Raw genomic sequence first — 22,057 nt, 5'->3', positions numbered from 1 at the left:
CACATATCAAAGAAAAGGGCCGAATTGAATTCGGCCCTTTTTTATTTACTATTTTTTCTTTTTTTCTAGTTCGCGTTTTCTTCTTTTGGCTTCGCGATCTCGTTTGCGTTGTTCTCTTTTTAATTTTCTAAGTTCCTTTTTAGATAGTTTTTTGATTACTGTCTTTTTCGGACTCTTTTTTACAGTGGTTACCGTTGTTTTCTTTGCAATTTTTTGTTGTTTTCCTTCTTTTTTCTTGTCACCACAAGCAACTACAGTTATTAAAAACAGTGTTAAGACGAACCACTTTTTTAAAGTTTGCATGATACAACATTTTATTAGTTTGTACAGTGTATTAAACGTAATTCGCTATAAAATGTTTTATAGTTACTTTATAACCAGAATTTAACAGCTTTTACAGATCTCTCATGAAAAATTGATAACAAGAAGGTGAATCTAAGTTTATTTAATGTGGTTTAGACCCATTTTTCTATTCCCAGAATGGTAAGATTGTATAAGGCATGTATTACAAATATTGCGAAAAAAGGATGCGCTTTCCGTTGTATACACAGATAATATATCCACCCAAAATATAACCCTAAAATAAATGCTGAAACGGTATAAAACACGCTATAAAAGTGTAACACTCCAAATATCGCTGCCGCCAGAAATATCGAAACAATCAAAATTGTATTTCTATTGGTTTTGTCGCCAAATGATATTTCACCCAAAATAATAAATGCCCTAATCAGAAATACTTGAAAAACTAATGTTTCTATTACTGGTCCCAAAATTATTGTGACCAGTAGTAATACCCAAAAGCTTTCTATCTCGTGGACTATACTATTGTTTTGAGTGCTATCTATTTGAAATAGATATTCTATTCCTTCGATTGGTAAGATGAAGAAAACGAATAAAAATACATAAAGAACGAGAATAAAACGTAAATAATTACAAGAAATCAGGTATGAAACTATGTTCTTAATCATCATGTTTATTGCAGCTGAAAAATAAAATAGCCACCAAGGTACTACTTATTGCCTTGAAAAGAGAAAAGAACTTGCCGTTTTAGTCAAAAAAGAAAAATTCAGTAAAACACAATAAGTTTCCTAATGTCAAAATGAGAAAAGTGTTATTCTGTGTATGGAATAACACTTTTTATTTGTCGGTATTCATAAAATAGCTAGGCTATATAACTCAGATTTACTAGGCACTACTCATAAGCTAAATCTATCCAACACCACTTTTTGTTGTTGATTATACAGCTTTACTACTTTTACTGCTTTCGTTTCATCGTTTAGACCATAGTTTCTATAGATCGTGTATTTAAGAAAAGCAGGATTGAGTTTTGAAGCTTCATCAAAAGATTTAATATTGATACTCCATTCTCCCATTGAGGAATTATCTACAAAAAACTCTTTGGAGGTGACTCCACTTCTTACATGACTCGATAAAAGTTCTGGATTTTCCTTATGTACATGAGTCCATTTCTCATACTTTTTTTGTGGATTAACAAACTGCAGTTCAAACTCTGCCAATGGATCGCTCCATTCAAATACAATCCGTGCGGGGACACCTTTGACAACAAGAAATGGTTCTGGCATCTCGGTATAGGGTACCTCGGATCTATGATTGTTTAAAAGGTGCCTTAACTGAGATTCTGCTTGGTCGATAAGCTGGGTAAAATCAATGTTTTCATCATCGTTTTCGAATATTCTTTTGTAGAGCTCAAAGGCTTCTTTAAAACGGTTGTTTTCTTTATAAATTCTAGCCAAATCAAGATATGATTGGGCATAGGTAGGTTTTAGAGCAGCTATTTTCTCATAGGTTTGTAATGCCATTTCTTTTTCATTTCTTTCTTCAAGATAAAAGGCCAGAGTTCGAAGTGCATTATAATTATCTGAGGACAACTCTGCCAAATTCGATAAAATTTGCTTCGAGAATTGCCGATCCCATCTATAAAAATATTCGGTAGTATATATATAAAAGGGAATTTCATTAAAATACTCTTCTCGCAACAAAAAGTATTGCTCTTTGGCTTCGGCGTAGGTTTTACTTTCCCAAAGGCCATTCAAATAGTCAGGTTTTCCTTTGTTGGGGCTCATCATAAATGGCGATTCGTTGTAGTCGTTACCCTGTACCAAAAGAGATCTTTCCGGATCTTTTATTTTTTCAAGTTTACTTTTATCCCCAACATCTGTTGTGATAATAAAAACTCCTCCTGCAGCTTGAGGTCCATATTTCATAGTCCCCGAAAGTGAAGTTATCACAGAAATATTTTCTATTTGCGAGGCAAGTAATAAATTTGGTGGTACATTAAGTGGAACACCATCTAGGATAAAAAGCGGAGATCTTAACGCGGCACCTCTAACACTATAAGAAGTATTTACCCCAACCCCCGTAACTGTTACACCAGGAAACCTGCCACGAATCACGTCGTAAAAAAAGATCGCAGACTTAGGAACCTCTTCTCTGGACATAGTATAATGGGCATAACCTGCCTTTCTTTTTTCTAATTTAAGAGGGGTCGGTTCGATGATTTCTGGAGCCTTCTTCGCTTTTATAGTAACTTGGTCTAGAGGATCGTATTTAGCTTTTAAAGCTATTATAATATCTTTTGTAGCATCCAACACCATGCTTTTGGTTTCCATCCCAAAGGATCTAAAAACCAAGATTTCCCCTGGCTTTGCATTTATGGTAAACTTACCATTGGCATCTGTTTCGGTTTCTACTAGTGTCCCCTTGATAGATACATTTGTACCTTGTATAGGTATGCTGTCCATGGTTTGCACAAGCCCAGATACTTGTTCTTTGGTGGTGTCATTATTGTAAATGGCCCTATCTTCAACATCATGAAGGATGCATTTTACAGCAGTAGACAATGAGGTTTTTGACAAATTAATATAGTACCCCTCACTAGAAATACCTCCTTCTTGAAGGTCATTATCATTGGCTCGAACACTACTATTGATATAGAATACAGGGGTGTCATAAATAAACTTATGGTCTCCAAAAGTGTTGTGACCATCGGTAAATACTAAGTATTGATCGGGGTTTAGGCTGTCACTAAAAAGATCTTCAAAGCTGGTGCCTCCATTATGTTTTTGTTTATTAATCTCTAACAATAAGGGGTTAATGTTTCCGCGTTTTATATCAAATGTCTTAGCCGATATGATCGATTCTGAGAAAGGAACAAAAGTCACTTTTGCTTCCTGTAGCTCTTTAAAATATTGTTTCAAAAAATCTAATTCTTTTCTTTCATTAGCATCTCTTCGAGACAGCGAAGTGTCCCAATACAATACGATATCCTCGGGTTTTTTTCGTTTCTTGAACTTATCGGATGATAGGGGATACGAAACATCCATTTTATAGGCAATGCTCACTCCTGAAGACTGTTGCCAGACATCTTGACTAATATATTTAAGGAAAATTCTACCATTATTTATACCACAAATGGCAAAACCAATTTCATCGCCATACACTTTTATCAGCTCTAAACTTACAATTACATCATCATCTACCACAATGTTATATGGAGATAAATCGATGACCTCTTCGCCTACCTTTTTGGATATTGTATGAAAGATATTGCTGGTGAGTATATTTGGGCCAGGTTTTCGTTTTTGTGTTTTGTAGATGTTTACTCTTACCAATAAGCTGTCACTGTTATTCTCTAGAATGTAGAATTTCAAATTCTCTAATTTGGTATTTTTCTTTCTTATTTTTATGGGCGTGGCAATCTCACCTCCCAATGCTTCTTTTTCTTTCCAATAACCCATAATTTTTCTAGGATAATCATCGGCGCCAATAGTCATTTTCTTTCTTTTCTCGGCAAAAACAACTGTGGTATCCAAAGCAACAATATCGGGTTCTATATAAATCTTATTATCTTTTTCTAAGAGTCGATATAATTCTTTGGGGGTTAAGGTTAAAGTTTTATAGCCAATACTCGATATTTGTAAAACCTCATCATCGCCGATGGTGTTCTTGTCGTATTGTAGAAAAAAATTACCGTTTTCTTGACTTACCGTACCAATTCCTTTTTCGATAAAGCCAATATTGGCATAGGGCACAGCCTCTTTTGTAGTTTCATTTAAGATATATGCATCGATAGTAAACTCATATTGAGCAACTCCATAGTGATAATGACCTAGAAGAAATAGAAGGAGTAACGTTTTTAATCTCATACGTTTATTTTTAAGAATTCTATAACAACAACTAACTAACTTTCAGTAAATTACTTCTATTCAAAATATAAAACAAGCTATTTAACCTAGTATTAGCAATGGTTTGAGGTGTTATTTAAGAGTTTCGATTTTTTTAGCCTTAAGGAGTATTCTTCTTTTTTGATTTTCTGAGCTTACAAGATCATTTAAATAATCTCGAATGCAAGGTAGTGTTACCTTAACAGGTCTCGAAAAGCAAAAGTTAGAACACTTGGCCGAAAAAAAGCATTGTTCAAAAAGAGAAACAAAAAAAGGCCTTATCAAAACGATAGGCCTTTTACATTTTTTAAAAAATAACTTCTACTTTAAGATTTTCTGGTATTCGTTTTTATTATTAAGTATCTCTTTACTTTTTGCTACTTCTGGATTGTGATTTACGTAGTAATTATACAATCCCTCTCTGTAAAAATATCGCTTGATAATCTCATCGGTAAGTAAAGCTACGATCTCATTTTTGTGGGTATCTAATGCTTTTTCTTTGGATGCTTTAATTGCTCCTAATAGAGAGTTGTAACTAGCAGCTATTTCATCATCAAGTTTTTCTTCTTTAGCAGTACGCAATGCTTTGTTAAATGATTTTTCCGTCCTGGTTTCAAAATTAAAATCACTTTGTTTTACAAATTCTTTAAAATCCTCATAATCTTTATCTGTAAACTTAAAATCTTCGGCTTTTTGAAGTTGGTGAGCATAGTAATACTTCGTTCCATAACCAAAAATAGCGTCAGATTTTAATAGCGCTGTAGTAATATCACTGTATTTTGACGTTTCTAATTCAATATCAGGCTGTATTCCTCCTCCATCATACACGGTTCGCCCGTTTTTGGTTTTAAAGGCTTTAAAATCCTTCTCATCAATGCGCACAGCGTTATTGTTTTTATCACGGTTCCAGTAATCTAGTGCCTGTATACAGCGTCCACTAGGTGTATAGTATCGTGAAATTGTAATTTTTAGTTGTGTTCCGTAGGTTAACTTCTTTGGCCGCTGTACCAATCCCTTACCAAAACTTCGGGCTCCAATAACCACTCCTCTATCTAGATCCTGGATACTTCCGGCAACAATTTCACTAGCCGAGGCACTTCTTCCGTTTACCAAAACAACTAACGGGATTTGAATATCAATCGGATCCTTTTTAGTAAAGTACTCTTTATTATATTTTTTTACAATTGACTTGGTCGTGGTTATTAACGCTCCCCTGGGAACAAAAATATTGGTCACGTTAATAGCTTCACTTAACAACCCTCCAGGGTTACCGCGTAAATCTAAAATGATTTTATTAGCTCCTTTTGCCTTAAGGTCCTTGAGCGCATCAATTGTTTCACTAGAGGCTTTGTTATTAAATTTTGACAATACAATGTACCCGATATTGTTTTCCAAAAGGGTATAAAAAGGAACTGCATCTACCTCTATTTCTTCTCTGGTTAATACCGTGGTTTTGGTTTCTCCTTGTCTTTTGTATTTGATATCTACTTTAGTTCCGCTAGCACCTTTAAGTAATTCACCAGCATCTTCTTTAAAATCGGCAACAACGATATCTCCAATCTGAATAATTTCATCACCCGCTTTAAGGCCAGCTTTATCTGCCGGATAATCTTTATACGGTTCCATAATGATAATTTTATCTTTGATGGTTTTTACTGAAGCTCCGATACCTGTATATTCTCCTGCATTTCTAATTTTTGAAGCCTCGACATCTTGCTCGTTCCAATATTTGGTATACGGGTCCAAATCATCCAACATTGCCTTGATAGCCGTATCCATAAGCTCTGCTGGATTAGTCTCGTCTACATAATTCATGTTTAACTCTTTAAACATGGTAGTGAAAATCTCGATTTGCTTGGCTATTTCAAAAAAATCTGACTTAAAACTTACCGTCGTAAAAAAGATGGTGATGGCCAGTACAGGTAAGATTATTTTCTTTTTCATGAGTGTGTCTTTTATATGAATGCAACGCCAAAAGGGCTATATATTATTCTGATTTTATCTCCTTTTCAACAAATTTTAGCAATATTCCTTTTACTTTAGATTCTATAAATTGATACTCAGGCATTTCTTTTCCCGAATATAAAAACATAAAAGTGAATTGATGTGTAGTGTTGGGTACAAGATACTTATTTTTTCGATAACTTTCACGAAGTAAACGTTTTATACGATTGCGGTCTACCGCTCTTTTGAAATGACGTTTACTTACCGAAACCGTTGCTTTGATCGTAACCTCATCTTCAAAATTAGTTTTTCGATATACCAACCTAACTGGATAGTTAGAAATTGTTTCTCCCTCAGAAAAAAGTAGTTCTATCTCCTTTTTACTCTTTAGTCTCTCTTTCTTATTAAACGTCGCCTTCATGAGGCAATAAAAGTAATGATAAGATTTGTATTACAAGAAACCAAAACCCTAATTAGGATATGTATTATTACTAGGGTTTACATCGGCCATTGTGCCTGTTATATCAATGGCAATTGCTTTTATTTCTGAAATTGGTTTCGGAATCTCTATCACATATGTTGGGTTGGTCCAGGGCCAATCTACCAATACGGTTCTGTTTATTGAAGGAATAGGATTCTCCTTTTCTCCGCGCATCATTCGTAAAGGTGCATAAAACGACTCTACTGGGCCGTCTTTAAATTCAACATAAAGATCCAACGGCATAGGCATTAAACCGATACGTTCTATAGTAACTATGGTAACATTATCTTTTTCTGCTACTTCTTTGATCCCATAATCTATCCAATTGGTGGTTTGGGTCCAATCTGTTAAATACCAGTCTAATTGTATGCCTGACACCTTTTCTGCTACCCTTTTAAAATCATTGGGCGTTGGATGCTTAAATTTCCAGGTGTCGTAATACCTGCGAATCGTTTTTGCAAGGTTATCTTCTCCTATAATGTACCCTAATTGAGATAGAAAAACAGCTCCTTTGGAGTATGCCGAGTTCCCATATGCAAAATTATGAGCATATCGATCGGCATGTGTGGTCTGTGGTTGTTCTACACCCGAAATTGCCAACTGAAAATAATCGATGTACATTTTCTTGAGAGAGTTGGGGTTGTTCTGTTTCATCACCTCGTTCATCGCAAGCGTCGAAATGTAACTGGTAAATCCTTCATCCATCCATTCGTGTTTGGCTTCGTTGGTTGCCAAAATATGCTGAAACCAGGAATGCGCCATTTCATGAGCTGTAACGCCCACCAAGCTACCAAAGTTTCGCTCTCCGGTAATCAATGTACACATGGCGTATTCCATACCGCCATCTCCTCCTTGAATAACAGAATATTGATCGTATGGGTATTTTCCTATTTTTTCACTAAAATATTGCATTAGTTCTACAGTTTTTGGCTGTAGATCTTTCCATTTATCAATAATTTCTTCATTGTTTTTATACAAAAAGTGAAGTGTGGGTCCGTCTGGAACCTTAACCGAATCATGTATGTATTCTGGATCTGCCGCCCATGCAAAATCATGAACATTTGGAGCCTTAAAATGCCAAGCCAATTTATCGGTTTTATGTTTTACTTTGGTTCCAGGCGTTTGATATCCATGCCCAATCTCATTAGGGTTTTGTAAATAGCCCGAACCTCCTACAGTGTAATCTTTGTCGATGTTTATTGTTACATCAAAATTCCCCCAAACACCGTGAAACTCTCTTGCTATGTAGGGGTCTGCATGCCACCCTTCAAAATCATATTCGGCCATTTTGGGATACCATTGTGTCATTGACAAGGCCACACCTTCTTTATTGTTACGACCAGAACGGCGTATTTGTTTTGGTACCTGCGCCTCAAATTGCATTGAGAACGTTGCCTTTTCTCCAGGTAAAATTGGTTTGTTTAACATCACCTCTAATACAGTCCCCACGGTCTTGTGTTGTACTGTTTTTCCATTTTGAGATAAAGAGGAAACTTTTATATATCCTATCTCTTTGGGTTTCAGTTTGCTTATTTTGTCCATAATCTTTGGACTTGGATCCGGTAGGTTTATAGAGCGAACATCCATTTCACTACCCGGTTGAAATGCATTAAAATACAGGTGATAAAAAACCTGGTTCAACGTGTCGGGAGAGTTATTGGTATATACTAATTCTTGTGTTCCTTGATATTGAAAATTCTTGACGTTCATATCAATGTTCATCGTATAATCGACATGTTGCTGCCAATACGATGTGTTATTTTGTGCAGTAGTTGCAAATGCAATAAGGAAAACTATGTGGGCAATTTTTTTTAACATCATTCAAAAAATTATTTAGACATTTTATCGGCCATGATAAGTGCATTATATAGATTCACCATCTTACCTGATTTTGATAACTCTGAAAAGCTTTTGATCTTATTAGGGTCTCTACCTATTACAACATCGGTTTTTGTGTTAAGGCCGCTGTCCATAAGTATCTTTTTTACTTCAAATGCTTTAAGTTTTGGATAATAGGATCTTATCAATGCCGCTACACCTGCAACAGTAGGAGCTGCCATAGAGGTCCCATCAAGAAAATCATACGAATTATTTGGCGTAGTAGCCCAAATCTCTACTCCTGGAGCAAAGGCATCTACATTATTTTTTCCATAATTAGAAAACGGGGCAGCCAAGTTTGATCCATATTCAAAATTTAGAGCACCAATAGTAATAAAGTTGTTTGCTACTTCTGGTTCCTGATCAAATTGATCATTAGGATAAACAGCTTTTTGATCTAGATCTTCAGTTTCATTTCCAGCTGCATTTACAATAAGTACATCTTTTGATGCAGCATATTTTATAGCTTCTCGAACCCATTCTGGGTGTGTGCTGAAGTATTTTCCAAAACTTGTATTGATTACCTCAGCCCCATTATCGACGGCATAACGAATGGCAAGTGCAATATCTTTATCATATTCATCACCATTGGGTACTGCTCTGACTGCCATAATCTTAACATTTTTCGCCACTCCATTCATACCTATGCCATTATTTCTTTCTGCGGCAATAATGCCCGCTACATGTGTACCATGTTTTATCCCTTTTTTGGTTGAATCTGGTCCCATCACATTGTTGTTACCATAACCTACGTCTTTAATGTCATCTACATTATCGCCAACGTTTTTTCTAGCATTCAACTCAAGGTTTAAGTCACATGATAGTTTTTCTTCAAAAATTCCTAAATCGGATGTAATGGCTTCAATAAATTCGGGAATAGTATCTCCTGGTTCTAAAAAGCTAAACATTTGAGACAAAAAAGCCATGTGATACTCCACCTCTTTATCTTCGGTTTCTAATTGCATCAACTCTTTGTGTGTGTAATTTTCTTTACCTAAAATACTAGTAACCGATTCATGAGAAACTTTGGTTTGCTGTAATATCTGCTCATATTGAAACTTGTTTGAAGAAGTTTCTTGGTATTCTTTTTCAAATTCGGCCTTGGCTTCGATATAATTTTGGTATTCTCCTTTATCTTCTTCTGCTACTGATGACAAAAACTTTCCTTCATATTTAGGTTTCAGTTTTTTCATAATTCGGGTAAACTCCAGATTTTCACATTCGGTATCTCCCAAGAAATTCCACCCATAAACATCATCTACGTACCCATTGTTGTCATCGTCTTTTCCATTTCCCTTAATTTCTTTGGTATTGATCCAAATTACGTTTTTAAGATCTTCATGCTCTATATCTACACCACTATCAATCACACCAACAATAACGGTCTGCCCTTTCCTGTTTTTTATAATCTCGTTGTAGGCTTTATCTATACTCATCCCAGGAATTGTGTCAGTTACCAGGTCGGAAAATGCCCAGCTTTTTAATTGATCCTCTGTTAATTCACTATTTTTTAATGGGACAGAATCTATATTCTCTATTGGGGTTGAAATTATTGCGGGAGCACCACAGCTTGCCAAAATTGCTGAAGCCGAAACTACTGTTAAAATCCTTTTTGATAGGGCCATTTTTTGCATTCTCTTAATTAAATATTTCTTTACAGGTGAACACCTTATCAAGACGCACACCTTTTTCTGTATGTTTTACTGTTATAATTTCGTTATGAGCATCGTGCTCCAAAAACAAATACCAACCATTATCGGCTGCATTATCCAAAAATAGTCTCTTTTCGTCCAATGTCAATAGCGGTCTTGTGTCATATCCCATCACATAAGGCAATGGTATATGCCCTGCTGTGGGTAAAAGATCTGCCATAAAGACTATTGTCTTTCCTTTGTATTCGATATGCGGAATCATTTGTTTCTCTGTATGACCATTAACAAATAGTACGCCAAAACCTATTTCTGAGTTTTTTTGAAACGTTGGATCGATCCTGTTTATAAAATTTAAGTGTCCACTTTCTTCAATAGGTAAAATATTTTCCTTTAAGAAAGAAGCCTTTTCTCTAGCATTGGGTTCTACGGCCCATCGCCAATGTTCTTTATTGGTCCATATTTTGGCATTTTTGAATGCCAATTCATAACCCGTTCTATTTTTGTTCCATTGCACCACACCCCCGCAGTGATCAAAATGAAGATGCGTTATAAATACATCAGTAATATCGTCCCTGTGAAAACCAGCTTTTTGTAAAGACTTGTCCAAATTATCATCACCCCATAGCGAATAATACCCAAAAAACTTCTCAGATTGCTTATCTCCCATTCCGGCATCGATAAGCGTTAATCTATCCCCATCTTCTACCAATAAACATCGGGCTGCAATATCTATTAGATTGTTTTGATCGGCAGGGTTGGTTTTTTGCCATAATGTCTTTGGTACTACACCAAACATGGCACCACCATCAAGTTTAAAGTTTCCAGCTTTTATGGGGTGTAACTTCATTTAGTCAACTATTTTATGAACAAATTGTTTAATAAGCACAAATTCTATCCTCTTAATTTCTTTTTGTATCAGATAAAATTTTCGCAAATTAGAAAAAAAGGCAAGGATGAGGGTTTAATTTTTATACTTTTTAACACAATTTCAACTATTACTTGCTTATAACCCTTGAAAATGCAGTAGTCATAAAACAAAAATCTTATCACAAAGTTCCTTAAAAATTATTGATACTTTGCTACCTAAGGAACAGAATATAATCTTAATTTTTCAAATTATAAAATAAAGGAATTTCTATTATGTTTAAAAAAATTACGATCTTTCCCATTAATAATTCGGATTATACATAAAATATGATAGAGCTTGCGGGTATCGTAATACTAGGAATATTAGCGCAATGGGTAGCGTGGAAATTTAAAATCCCAGCAATTTTACCACTTATTTTAATAGGGCTCCTAGTGGGTCCAATTGCAACTTTATATACCGAGGACGGCACCAAACTTATACAACCTATCTGGAACGGTCAAGAAGGGTTGTTTCCTGGAGAAAGCTTGTTCTATTTTGTTTCTTTGGCCATAGGTATTATCCTTTTTGAAGGTGGACTCACGCTTCGACGTAGTGAGATTCTAAACGTTGGTCCCGTAATTATCAAATTAATTACTGTGGGCGTTGTCGTTACTTTTTTTGGAGCAGGTTTGGCAGCACATTTTATATTTGACCTAAGCTGGCGAATTTCTTTTTTATTTTCATCGTTGATTATTGTAACAGGACCTACTGTTATCACACCGATTTTAAGGAATATTCCACTAAAAAAAGATGTGTCGGCAGTTTTAAAATGGGAAGGGATATTAATTGATCCCATTGGTGCGTTGGTAGCCGTTTTGGTCTTCGAATTTATTCGAATAGGTGGTGGTGAAGAGTTTACCCTAACAGCACTTATAGAATTTGGAAAAATTGTATTTATTGGCCTAACCTATGGATTCACTTTTGCTCATGCTCTTGCTTTTTCACTTAGAAGAAAAATTGTTCCTCATTATTTATTAAATGTAGTGACTCTGGCAGCAGTATTGGGTGTCTTTGTATTATCTGATATTTTTGCCCACGAATCTGGCTTGCTTTCGGTAGTAGTAATGGGAATGGTATTAGGAAATTTAAACCTTCCTAATCTTAATGAAATATTATATTTTAAAGAATCTTTAAGCGTTCTTCTTATCTCAATATTATTCATTCTGCTTTCTGCTAATATTAATATTGAAGATTTAAAACTTGTATTTAACTGGAAAGCTGTCTCGCTTTTTGCAGTGGTAGTTTTTATTATAAGACCATTGGGCGTATTTTTAAGCGCATCAAAATCTGGTCTCAAAACCAACGAAAAGTTATTTATAAGCTGGGTAGGACCCCGCGGAATCGTAGCGGCAGGTATTGCTTCTTTATTTGGTTTGAAACTTTATAAAGATGGTGTCTCTGGTGCAGAATATATCACTCCATTGGTATTTATGATCGTATTAGGAACGGTTTTGTTAAATGCTACTACGGCACGTTTTTTTGCCAAACTGGTAGGGGTTTTTCTAAAAAAATCAGAAGGTATTTTAATTATAGGAGCGTCTAAAGTCTCTAGGCTTATTGCGGCCTACATAAGAAATAACAATCGTCATGTCGTCTTGGTAGATAACAATAGAGATAATATTAATAAAGCCAAAAGTCTGGGGCTTGAAGCTATAGAAGGAAATATTTACGGAGATCAACTTAAAGATAATATCGAACTCAACGATGTTGGATACCTAATGGCACTAACTGCAAATAGTGATATTAATAAATATGCAATTAATAAGTTCAGGGATCAATTTGGGGAGCACGGATCCTTTAGGTTAATCACTCCCGAAGAAATGAAAGATCCAAAAAATAATCCACAAGAAGGATTGTTTTCTCATACCGATGATTATTTTAAACTTATTGCCCTGGCCGAAAAATATCCTGGGATACAAGAGATAAAAATACAAGGTCAAAAACATTATAACACCCTTATCGATGTTACCAAAGAGGACAACGAAATTATTCCGTTGTTTATAAAAGATGCCAATAGAAACATACGTATTATTTCTTCATACAGCCAAGAAATACAACAGGTCGAAGAAGATAGTTTTCTTGCCTACATCGGGAAACCGATCGATATTGAAACTGTGAAATAGCATCGATAAAACCTCATAAATTATCGATAAAAAGCTTTTTTTAACATAAAAATTTGTTAATAAGATATATTCTCATATATTTGGGCTGTTAAAAAATTAAACCCCCAGATTATGAAAAAACTTATGTATGTGGCTGTATTTGCCTTAACTCTTGGATTTACTTCTTGTGGAAATGACGACGATGGCGGAAACTGTAGAGAATGTGAAGTATTAACTATTCCTATTTCTATATGTGATAATGGAGACGGAACAGTAACTACCTCTGGAGGTGGTGAGTCTGAAACTATTACACTTCCTGAAGGCACATCGTTTGAAGATTATGCAGATACACTTTGTTCTGGTACGATTACCATTGGATTGTAATTTTTACAAAAAAGCATAAAAAGAAAGGTGACCAATATGGTCACCTTTTTTCTTTTATAACATAAATGTATACCGGGAAATGATCACTATACCCATTTGTAAAACTGCCACTGCTAAAACTTCTGAAAGGATATCCTTTGTACTTTCCTTTTTGAGTGGTAAGAAAATCTTCATTGAATATCCCGGCTTTGTAATATCTGTATGAGGAGTAATCTTTTCTCAAAAATTCATGAGAAACAATAATCTGATCAAAAATACCCCAATTATCTCTCCATGCATGCGTACCAATACCTTTTTTCGCCATTTTCATCATGGGATTATACAATTGTTTTAAAGACACATTTTTTACATTAGACTTTGTATTCAGAATTTTTTTTATGCTCGAATCGGTAGGGTAATCATTAAAATCGCCCATGGTAATGATTTTAGAATAAGGGTCTATTGAAAAAATAGAATCAATGATCTTCTTATTTAAAAGTGCTGCCTTTTCCCTTTTGTATTTGCTTCGAGCCTCTCCTCCTCTTCTCGACGGCCAATGGTTTACTATAATGTGAATCAAATCTCCATCCAGATAACCACTCACCACCAATTGATCTCTGGTATAAATTCTTTTATTACTATCATTGTCATACAGAATCAGCTCATGTGTTTGTGAGTTTTTTGGTTTAAACAATGGTTTCTGATATAATAATGCTACGTCAATTCCTCTTCTGTCTGGAGAATCAAAATGAACAATTCCATACTTCTTTTTTGAAAGCGTAGGGTTATTAACAAGATCCTTCAACACTTTTCTATTTTCTATTTCTGAAACTCCCAAAATAACCGGAGCGTTTTTTGAAATATCAACTCCTATTTTAGAGATGGCAAACGCCATATTTTTAATCTTTTGCCGATATATCTCTTCTGTCCAGTGATCTTTTCCTTGTGGTGTTCTGTCATCATCAAAAGTCATTGGGTCGTCTTGGGGGTCAAAAAGATTTTCAAGATTGTAAAATGCTATTGTTTGAATGTTATAAATTTTCTTCTCCTGTGATATCAGAGTCGTTGAAGAGATTATAATAATTAGAACAAGTCTTCTTGAAATCATATCCTGAATTTTAAAACACAAAGATTTCTTTTTTCAGTTTCAAAAAATGAAACTGGCATACATTATAATTGCACTGTGTTGAATTAATTATCTCAACAATAACCACTTAAAGTTAAAATGTAATTAGAAAATGGTAACCAAGCCAACCATATTAATGTTCCTTTTATTCACAATCCTGTGTTTTGTCTCAAATATAAATGCTCAAGAAACAATAGTGAAAGGACGAATCATCGACGCTGTTACAGGTGAAAATGTTGTTACAGCCAAAATTCATATCAAAGAAACAAATGTGTATTGTTTTACCAATGACTTTGGAGCTTTTGATTTTAAAGATTCTATCGTCCCTTTGGGAGAGCAAATCCTGATAATTTCAGCCAAAGGATATATAACCAAACGTTTTCCGATTGTAATTAACGAAAATGAAGTATTGGATTTAAGAATAATAGAATTAAATCATGATTTTGATAATCGGCAAAATCAAATAGGAACAATAGCTCTTTCTGATACCGATCTAGATGATGAAAATGATATCTCTTTTAATATGTCTGGACTATTACAGGCCAATCGAGATGTGTTCCTAAATGCAGCAGCATTTGACTTTGGAACAACATTCTTTAAGCCCAGAGGGCTCAAAAATGAAAACAGCAAGGTTCTAATTAACGGCATCGAGATGAATAAGCTTTTAGATGGAAGACCGCAGTGGAGCAATTGGGGCGGTCTTAACGACGTGCAACGTAACCAGGAATTTGCTTTTGGAGTTTCGCAAAATGACTATGCCTTTGGTGAACTTCTGGGCACGTCAAATATAATCATGAGAGCTTCCAAATACAGAAAAGGAGGAAGAATTTCCTATGCCTCTTCTAATCGAAGTTACCAAGGCAGGGTAATGGCTACTTATAATTCTGGTATTACTGCAAAAGGTTGGGCTTTTTCGGCATCTATATCCCGGCGATTTGGAGAACAAGGATACATAGATGGTACGGGATACGATTCTAATTCTTTTTTTGCCTCCATAGAAAAGAAAATTAACAGCAATCATAGTCTAAACATTACCGCATTTTATACACCAAATCGCCGTGGTAGATCAACAGCAATTACTGAAGAAGTTTTTCGTATAAAGGGAGCCACTTATAATCCTAATTGGGGTTATTTGGAAGGAAATGTTAGAAATTCTAGAGAGCGAATTGTGGAAGAGCCTGTAATTATGTTAAACCACTACTGGAACGCAACAAAAAAAACAACGGTAAATACCAATATTGCGTTTCAAACAGGAAAAATCGCAAATTCTAGGATTGATACAGGAGGTAGTGATCTAATTTCATCTGCTTTTGGAAATACATATCTTGGAGGTGGAAGAGGAGCCAATATAAATCCCGTTCATCCTGACAATTTACCAAGCTCTTTCCTTGAAGATCAAAACCCAACCGCTGCAGACTATCAAAATGCATTTCTTGCTCAACAAAACTTAATTAACGACGGTCAATTAGATTGGAAGCGTTTAATACAGGCAAATCAGCAAAACGCTTCACTAGGAAGCAATGCTACCTATATTTTATACGATGATCGAACAGATAATACTCAGATTAGTGGTAACATCATTTTAAACAGTCGAATACATAAAAACATATCAATTAATTCGGCTATTAGGTACCAAAATTTTAAAAGTGAAAACTTTGCTGAAGTTAAAGACTTGTTAGGTGGTTCTGGTTTTTTGGATATTGATTTGTTTGCCCTATCCTCTTCTAGCTTATCATCATCGCAACTTATTAACAGGGCGCAAAGTGACTTGCAAAACCCTAATAGAATTGTACAAGTAGGTGATCGATATGACTACAACTATGAAATGTATGCCTCAACTATTAATGGGTTTGTACAAGCCGAATTCAAGTTTAACAAATTAGATTTTTTCCTGGCTGGTGATGTTACTCAGACTTCATATCAACGAAATGGTCTTTTTGAGAACGGATATTTTCCCGGTATACAATCCTTTGGAAAAAGCCCAAAGGTCAACTTCAAAAATTATGGAATAAAAGGTGGGGGTGTTTTCAGAATTCATGGTTATCATTCTATTAATCTTAACGCAGCATATTTTACCAAATCACCTACAATAAGAAATGCTTTTGCAAATGCCAGACAAAGCAATGCTCCTGTTTCTCAATTAATTGGTAAGACGCAAGAAAATGAAAAAATTGAAACCATAGACGCCAGTTATATTTTTAAGTCTTCAAAAATCAGAGCAAAAATAACAGGTTATTACACCAAAATTCTAGATGCATCAAACGTTTCATTCTTTTTTACCCAAGCAATTTCAGGATCTGGAGCTGGTTTTGTTCAGGAAATTCTAACAGATATTGACAAACAGTATGTTGGGGGAGAATTAGGTTTGGAATATCAAGTTACCCCTACTCTAAAGCTTAAAGGAGTTGCTGCGGTCGGTCAATTTACTTACAACAACAATCCCGATCTTGCCTTGGCCAGCACTAGTGAAGTTTTTAACGATTTTCAAGGAATTCGAACCTTCGGAAAATCGGCCCTTAAAGGTTATTATCTCTCTGGTGGCCCTCAAAATGCGGCTCAGGTAGGTTTTGAATATCGAGACCCCAATTTTTGGTGGTTTGGTGCCACCACCAACTATTTTTCTAATGCTTTTATTAATGTAAGTTCATTTGCCAGAACATCTAATTTCAATCAAGATGTTGATGGACTTCCTTTTAATGGTTATGACGATACTATTGCCAGATCTTTATTAAAACAAGAGCGTTTTGATGATTACTTTTTGGTAAACGCAATAGGTGGTAAGTCCTGGAGAATTAAAAAGTATTATGTCGGTTTTTTTACTTCGGTCAATAACATCCTTAACCAACAATACAAGACCGGTGGTTTTGAACAAACCAGAAATGCAAATTACAAACGTGCTTTAGAAGAATCCCAAAGGGAAACACCTGTATTTGGTCCAAAGTATTTCTTTGGATTTGGTACTTCTTACTATATCAATTTTTATATACGATTTTAACAAAAAACAATATGGATATTAAAAAATTAATAATCTCGGCATGTGGACTAATAACTGTTTTGCTTGTCACAAAGTGTACTCCAGAAGAAGATTTTGCAACCCCTCCATTACTTATAGAAGAACCGTCTATTAATGGAACCGTAATAAATATTGAAGCCGTTTTGGGTATTATGAATCAACAAATCGAAAAGGAAGGAGAAAACGCAAAGGCTATTTTTAATAACACAAACAACTATCTAGTTGGTTATGTAGTGTCCAGCGATAAAGGGGGTAATTTTTTTAAAGAACTTATTATTCAAAATAAAAATGTAAATCCAACCGCTGGAATTAGAGTTTTAATTGACAATGCACCCTTATATACATCTTTTGAATTTGGCCGAAAGGTCTTTGTTAAGCTTGATGGTTTATCAGTTGGTTTAGAAAATGGACTTCCAACATTGGGCGCTCTAGACGGTAATACAGTACGGGCTATTCCTTCTTTTTCTGTAGGTGAATTTATAATTCGTTCTTCTGAAGTATTTGCCATTACTCCTTTGGAAATTACAATGGAAGACTTTGCCGACCATTTTTTAAATCTTTATATAAAAATGAACAACCTTCAATTCAATAAAAATATTGTTTTAGACAACAACGCCTTTACGCTTGCTGCAGAGCCTAATGATGAATTTGATGGCGAACGAATTCTTGAAAGTTGTGAAACTGGGCAAAAAACTATTTTAAGCACCAGTACCTTTTCTGATTTTAAAGGGCTTACTTTACCCAACAATCAAGGAAGTTTTACCGGGATTCTCACTAAAAATTTTTTGGGCGAAGCTTTTAATTTGGTACTAAACGACCCACAGGGTCTCGTTTTTGATATAGAAAGCCGTTGTGACCCAGAAGTCTTACAATGCCCTTCTACCGATCAGGGAACCAACACTTTGTTTGAAGAGGGTTTCACCGGATTAAAAACCAAAGACCTTAAAGATCTGGGGTGGATCAATACCAACATTGCTGGAGGTATGCTGGATTTTGAAATTGGTGACTTTGCCGATAACCAATATGCACAAATTACTGGGTTTAGATCAAAAGAACCTATATACGAGGTATGGTTAATAACTCCAGAAATTGATTTGGATGCTTCAACTAGTGAAATTTTGAATTTTGATGTGCAAGCAGGGTATGATAATGGCAATATTCTGGAAGTTTTTGTAACTAATGATTATACAGGTAACATTCATTCAACTTCTTGGATAAAATTGGATGCAAACCTTCCTCGTGGGCCTTTAAATGGTTTTGGCGACAGCATTCCAGCCGGCCCAATACCTTTATCATGCTTAGATGGGCGTATTAGAATAGGTTTTAGGTATATAGGTGGTGACCCTAGAGCAACTACTCGCTACCATATTGATAATTTTATAGTAAAAGGACAGTAGCTTAGTTTGTTTATTCAAAGATCCTGAGGTCCTTTTTTAGAAACTTTGGGGTTTCTACGATTAAACTTATTGATAATTATGATTTCACCATCCCAATATGCGGAATTCCATCTTCAAGATACTCCTCTCCTATCTGTTGAAACCCATGGGTCTCATAAAACTTTTTTAGATAGGTCTGAGCAGATATTTTGATATCTGTGGCACCAAAATGCTTTTCTATAGCCCAAATACTTTCTTTAATAAGATCGTGGCCATAACCATACTTTCTTTCCTCTTCTGAAACGACTACACGTCCTATACTGGTTTGTTCAAAATAATTTCCTGCTTCAAAAATCCTGGTGTAAGCAACGATGTTATCATTTTTATATCCAATCACATGTAAAGCTTTTTGATCTTTATTATCAATATCTTGATAAACGCAATCTTGTTCTACTACAAATACCTCTGCGCGCAAGCGCAAAATTTTATATAATTCTGGCGTAATCAACTCATCAAAACGCTTAACTTCAAATCTAAGACCCATAATTAATCCTGTACAATTATATCTTTATTATCCTTTTTGCCATATTCTGGTTGTAATGTTACATGATTGATATTAAACTGTTCTTGTAATATAGCTTCAATTTCATGAAGTATATTTCCAAATTCTGATACCTGAATATCTTCTTGAAAGTCGATATGAGCTTCTAAGTGCGTTTCTTCCTCATTAAGTTGCCAAACATGAACATGATGTATACTTTTTACTTTTGGGAGCCCATTAATTGTTGCTACAATTTCTTTCACTTCTATTGTGTCTGGTGTATATAGCATTAATACTTTAAATGACCTTTTTAATAAATCAAATCCAACAATAATAAGATAAACAGCTATAGCAAACGTAAGAACACTATCCACCCAAAAAATCTCATAATATCGCATTAGCAAACCACCTATTAATACTGCTACCGATGCCATCAAATCAGTTATAAGGTGCAAATATGCCGATCGCATGTTCATATTTACTTTACTATCCCTGCGCAGTAGCAAAACACTAAGTCCATTTCCTAAAATTGCAATACCAGATAATATAATCACAATCTGAGCACTAATCTTTTGAGGGTTTTGAAGGCGTTCTATAGCCTCAAAAATCAATATAATTGCAATAATCATTAAAGAAGCAGCATTAATAAATGCTGCCATAATTTCGGCTCTTTTAAAACCAAAAGTTCTTTTGATTGATGCTTCTTTCTTAGCAAGCCTATTGGCAAAATAACTAACTATCAGAGAAAGTACATCACTAAAATTATGCAAGGCATCCGATAATAACGACAAACTACCCGATATTAATCCCCCTGCTACCTGGGCAACAGTAATACCAACGTTTAAAAGAATAGAAAATAATAAATTACGCCCGGTAAGTTTTTGATGTGAATGATTATGAGTGTGATGGTGTGTCATATGTCAAATACACATCGGTATTTTATTTACTCTGTTAAGGTGTCTGCCTGCCTCAAATTTTGTAAATAAAAATGTCTTTACCATCTCTAATGCCTGAGGTTGTGATGTAAACCTTGCAGGAATACATATGATATTAGCATCATTATGTTGTCTCGTTAATTCTGTTATTTCTTTTGTCCAGCAAAGCCCGGCTCGTACATTTTTATATTTGTTTGCAGTCATACATACTCCATTACCGCTTCCACAAATTAAAATACCAAAATCTACCTTTTTACCATCAACATCTTTTGCTACCGGATGTACAAAATCAGGATAATCCACACTACTCTCTTCGTTTGTACCATAGTTAGTCACCTCGATTCCTTCTGATTTTAAGTATTCAACAACTGCAAATTTATATGCAGTTCCTGCATGATCGTTTCCGATAGCTATTTTCATTTTTTATGTGTTTTTGTTGTTTCAACAAAGATAATTCAATCCAAAAAAAGTAATATCCAAAAAATCAATTATTTAACGTAATGTTACCCCAATGTTAATAACTACTACTCTTCTGTTAACACTAGATGTGAATAAATAGTTCCTAAAATTCAGAAAGTTTTTTTGGTGATTTTATTTTTTATTCGAATACAAGGATCTTTCAAACAAATCAAAATTAAAACTCACCTTTTTTTGGATAAGTTTTCAAATGTTAAATCAATGTTATAAACTACGGTTTTACCGTAAAAATATTAAAATTTTAATGTGTTTATTACCTATTAACAACTGTTAATTAAATTTTACTTTTAGAACATTTTCAGGCTATTAACATATTAATATCTTGTTTATATGTTTCTGAAAATTTAAGCTAACCAAAAAAACAAATAAAATATCAAAAAGTTATACCGCTATCCACACTACATTATAATCATCATTTTTAGTTTTAAATTTTTAAAAAGAAAAAAAGATATATATAGTATATGTTGAAAACTGTTCTAATTTGTAAAGTAAAATTGAGTATAGAATTTAGACTATTCTTAAATGTGAATTAGTGTTTAGATCATTAATGATTTGAAGTACTTTGTTTTTATCTTTTAGGTGCACTCTAAGATTGATTCCGCCCAAAGCGTTGGAGTAAAAGGGGAAAACACCTATCATTGTTTCATTTTCAAAGAAATAAGAAATTCCTTCTTGGTCTAAAAGGAGTTTTAGAACCGCATACTCATGTGGATAAGTGTAGGTCTTTATGATAACAAAATCTTTCATTAAGAATGTTTAGATATAGGTTTATCTAAATATACAAAATATAAAAAAGAATCTAATTTATCTGAACTGCTTCTCTATCCAATTTACCAGATCCCGTGGTTTCATATTCTTGAACGGTTTCTTTTTTCTGATCGATTGTGTTGCTTATGTAAAGAGTAAAAGAATATATGCCTAATAGAAAAATTAGAACGAAGAATACTATAATCTTATGTATTTTTTTGATTTTAGGCATAGTTGATTAAAATACAAAACGTTTTGATTTGAATAGTAGTGTAATAAAATTAAGTAATTTTTAAGAGAAATGATCAAGTTTGTTTAGAATTTTTAAATG

At 34.5% G+C, this 22,057-nt stretch carries 17 protein-coding genes; 4 read left to right on the top strand and 13 right to left on the bottom strand.

The features are described from left to right. Window positions 1-48: 48 nt before the first annotated feature. The 8 genes from U6A24_RS20230 to U6A24_RS20195 form a co-directional block, all read right to left on the bottom strand. Entirely contained in the window at window positions 49-303 is a 255-nt protein-coding gene (locus U6A24_RS20230; protein WP_324181834.1) for a hypothetical protein, read from the bottom strand. Window positions 304-455: 152 nt separating this feature from the next. Next, on the bottom strand, window positions 456-971 hold the full coding sequence (locus U6A24_RS20225) for a CPBP family glutamic-type intramembrane protease (RefSeq protein WP_324181833.1): 516 nt from the start codon (window positions 969-971) through the stop codon (window positions 456-458). 225 nt (window positions 972-1,196) lie between these two features. Beyond that, window positions 1,197-4,166, bottom strand: coding sequence for a carboxypeptidase-like regulatory domain-containing protein (locus U6A24_RS20220; RefSeq protein WP_324181832.1), 2,970 nt, complete (start codon window positions 4,164-4,166; stop codon window positions 1,197-1,199). 339 nt (window positions 4,167-4,505) lie between these two features. After that, entirely contained in the window at window positions 4,506-6,128 is a 1,623-nt protein-coding gene (locus tag U6A24_RS20215; protein ID WP_324181831.1) for a S41 family peptidase, read from the bottom strand. Between the two features lie 43 nt (window positions 6,129-6,171). Beyond that, entirely contained in the window at window positions 6,172-6,549 is a 378-nt protein-coding gene (rnpA, locus tag U6A24_RS20210) for a ribonuclease P protein component (RefSeq protein WP_324181830.1), read from the bottom strand. A gap of 48 nt (window positions 6,550-6,597) precedes the next feature. Then, on the bottom strand, window positions 6,598-8,430 hold the full coding sequence (locus U6A24_RS20205) for a M1 family metallopeptidase (protein WP_407654075.1): 1,833 nt from the start codon (window positions 8,428-8,430) through the stop codon (window positions 6,598-6,600). Between the two features lie 8 nt (window positions 8,431-8,438). Further along, entirely contained in the window at window positions 8,439-10,112 is a 1,674-nt protein-coding gene (locus U6A24_RS20200) for a S8 family peptidase (RefSeq protein WP_324181829.1), read from the bottom strand. Between the two features lie 13 nt (window positions 10,113-10,125). Beyond that, window positions 10,126-10,986, bottom strand: coding sequence for an MBL fold metallo-hydrolase (locus U6A24_RS20195; RefSeq protein ID WP_324181828.1), 861 nt, complete (start codon window positions 10,984-10,986; stop codon window positions 10,126-10,128). Between the two features lie 347 nt (window positions 10,987-11,333). Here U6A24_RS20195 and U6A24_RS20190 point away from each other — a divergent pair, with 347 nt between their 5' ends. Together U6A24_RS20190 and U6A24_RS20185 are read left to right on the top strand one after the other, a co-directional pair. Further along, the gene (locus U6A24_RS20190) at window positions 11,334-13,169 is read left to right on the top strand and encodes a cation:proton antiporter (RefSeq protein WP_324181827.1); all 1,836 of its coding nucleotides are present in this window, start codon (window positions 11,334-11,336) and stop codon (window positions 13,167-13,169) included. A gap of 111 nt (window positions 13,170-13,280) precedes the next feature. Continuing rightward, window positions 13,281-13,532 (top strand): hypothetical protein, encoded by a 252-nt coding sequence (locus tag U6A24_RS20185; RefSeq protein WP_324181826.1) that lies wholly within the window; start codon window positions 13,281-13,283, stop codon window positions 13,530-13,532. Between the two features lie 40 nt (window positions 13,533-13,572). Here U6A24_RS20185 and U6A24_RS20180 read toward each other — a convergent pair whose 3' ends face one another. Beyond that, complete coding sequence (locus tag U6A24_RS20180; protein WP_324181825.1) at window positions 13,573-14,619, bottom strand: endonuclease/exonuclease/phosphatase family protein; 1,047 nt, start codon at window positions 14,617-14,619, stop codon at window positions 13,573-13,575. A gap of 154 nt (window positions 14,620-14,773) precedes the next feature. Here U6A24_RS20180 and U6A24_RS20175 point away from each other — a divergent pair, with 154 nt between their 5' ends. Both U6A24_RS20175 and U6A24_RS20170 read left to right on the top strand, forming a co-directional pair. Then, window positions 14,774-17,632, top strand: coding sequence for a TonB-dependent receptor (locus U6A24_RS20175; protein ID WP_324181824.1), 2,859 nt, complete (start codon window positions 14,774-14,776; stop codon window positions 17,630-17,632). Window positions 17,633-17,643: 11 nt separating this feature from the next. Next, window positions 17,644-19,047: a DUF5689 domain-containing protein gene (locus U6A24_RS20170; protein WP_324181823.1), complete on the top strand. Its 1,404-nt coding sequence runs from the start codon at window positions 17,644-17,646 to the stop codon at window positions 19,045-19,047. Between the two features lie 76 nt (window positions 19,048-19,123). Here U6A24_RS20170 and U6A24_RS20165 read toward each other — a convergent pair whose 3' ends face one another. From U6A24_RS20165 to U6A24_RS20150, 4 genes are all read right to left on the bottom strand, one after another. Next, complete coding sequence (locus U6A24_RS20165) at window positions 19,124-19,570, bottom strand: GNAT family N-acetyltransferase (protein ID WP_324181822.1); 447 nt, start codon at window positions 19,568-19,570, stop codon at window positions 19,124-19,126. 2 nt (window positions 19,571-19,572) lie between these two features. Further along, a complete protein-coding gene (locus tag U6A24_RS20160) occupies window positions 19,573-20,484 on the bottom strand; it encodes a cation diffusion facilitator family transporter (RefSeq protein WP_324181821.1) in 912 nt (303 codons plus the stop codon). Window positions 20,485-20,487: 3 nt separating this feature from the next. Continuing rightward, on the bottom strand, window positions 20,488-20,922 hold the full coding sequence (gene rpiB, locus U6A24_RS20155) for a ribose 5-phosphate isomerase B (RefSeq protein ID WP_324181820.1): 435 nt from the start codon (window positions 20,920-20,922) through the stop codon (window positions 20,488-20,490). Window positions 20,923-21,486: 564 nt separating this feature from the next. Beyond that, the gene (locus U6A24_RS20150; protein ID WP_324181819.1) at window positions 21,487-21,726 is read right to left on the bottom strand and encodes a DUF2007 domain-containing protein; all 240 of its coding nucleotides are present in this window, start codon (window positions 21,724-21,726) and stop codon (window positions 21,487-21,489) included. Window positions 21,727-22,057: the final 331 nt, after the last annotated feature.

The organism is Aquimarina gracilis (genome assembly GCF_035285365.1).
Taxonomy (GTDB): Bacteria; Bacteroidota; Bacteroidia; order Flavobacteriales; family Flavobacteriaceae; genus Aquimarina; species Aquimarina gracilis.
This window is presented reverse-complemented; position numbering and strand designations above follow the sequence as displayed.

Excerpts from the sequence above, each read along its gene's own strand:
- U6A24_RS20230 (WP_324181834.1), bottom strand. The coding sequence starts at position 303 with ATGCAAACTTTAAAAAAGTGGTTCGTCTTAACACTGTTTTTAATAACT.
- U6A24_RS20225 (WP_324181833.1), bottom strand. The coding sequence starts at position 971 with ATGATGATTAAGAACATAGTTTCATACCTGATTTCTTGTAATTATTTA.
- U6A24_RS20220 (WP_324181832.1), bottom strand. The coding sequence starts at position 4,166 with ATGAGATTAAAAACGTTACTCCTTCTATTTCTTCTAGGTCATTATCAC.
- U6A24_RS20215 (WP_324181831.1), bottom strand. The coding sequence starts at position 6,128 with ATGAAAAAGAAAATAATCTTACCTGTACTGGCCATCACCATCTTTTTT.
- rnpA (WP_324181830.1), bottom strand. The coding sequence starts at position 6,549 with ATGAAGGCGACGTTTAATAAGAAAGAGAGACTAAAGAGTAAAAAGGAG.
- U6A24_RS20205 (WP_407654075.1), bottom strand. The coding sequence starts at position 8,430 with ATGATGTTAAAAAAAATTGCCCACATAGTTTTCCTTATTGCATTTGCA.
- U6A24_RS20200 (WP_324181829.1), bottom strand. The coding sequence starts at position 10,112 with ATGGCCCTATCAAAAAGGATTTTAACAGTAGTTTCGGCTTCAGCAATT.
- U6A24_RS20195 (WP_324181828.1), bottom strand. The coding sequence starts at position 10,986 with ATGAAGTTACACCCCATAAAAGCTGGAAACTTTAAACTTGATGGTGGT.
- U6A24_RS20190 (WP_324181827.1), top strand. The coding sequence starts at position 11,334 with ATGATAGAGCTTGCGGGTATCGTAATACTAGGAATATTAGCGCAATGG.
- U6A24_RS20185 (WP_324181826.1), top strand. The coding sequence starts at position 13,281 with ATGAAAAAACTTATGTATGTGGCTGTATTTGCCTTAACTCTTGGATTT.
- U6A24_RS20180 (WP_324181825.1), bottom strand. The coding sequence starts at position 14,619 with ATGATTTCAAGAAGACTTGTTCTAATTATTATAATCTCTTCAACGACT.
- U6A24_RS20175 (WP_324181824.1), top strand. The coding sequence starts at position 14,774 with ATGTTCCTTTTATTCACAATCCTGTGTTTTGTCTCAAATATAAATGCT.
- U6A24_RS20170 (WP_324181823.1), top strand. The coding sequence starts at position 17,644 with ATGGATATTAAAAAATTAATAATCTCGGCATGTGGACTAATAACTGTT.
- U6A24_RS20165 (WP_324181822.1), bottom strand. The coding sequence starts at position 19,570 with ATGGGTCTTAGATTTGAAGTTAAGCGTTTTGATGAGTTGATTACGCCA.
- U6A24_RS20160 (WP_324181821.1), bottom strand. The coding sequence starts at position 20,484 with ATGACACACCATCACACTCATAATCATTCACATCAAAAACTTACCGGG.
- rpiB (WP_324181820.1), bottom strand. The coding sequence starts at position 20,922 with ATGAAAATAGCTATCGGAAACGATCATGCAGGAACTGCATATAAATTT.
- U6A24_RS20150 (WP_324181819.1), bottom strand. The coding sequence starts at position 21,726 with ATGAAAGATTTTGTTATCATAAAGACCTACACTTATCCACATGAGTAT.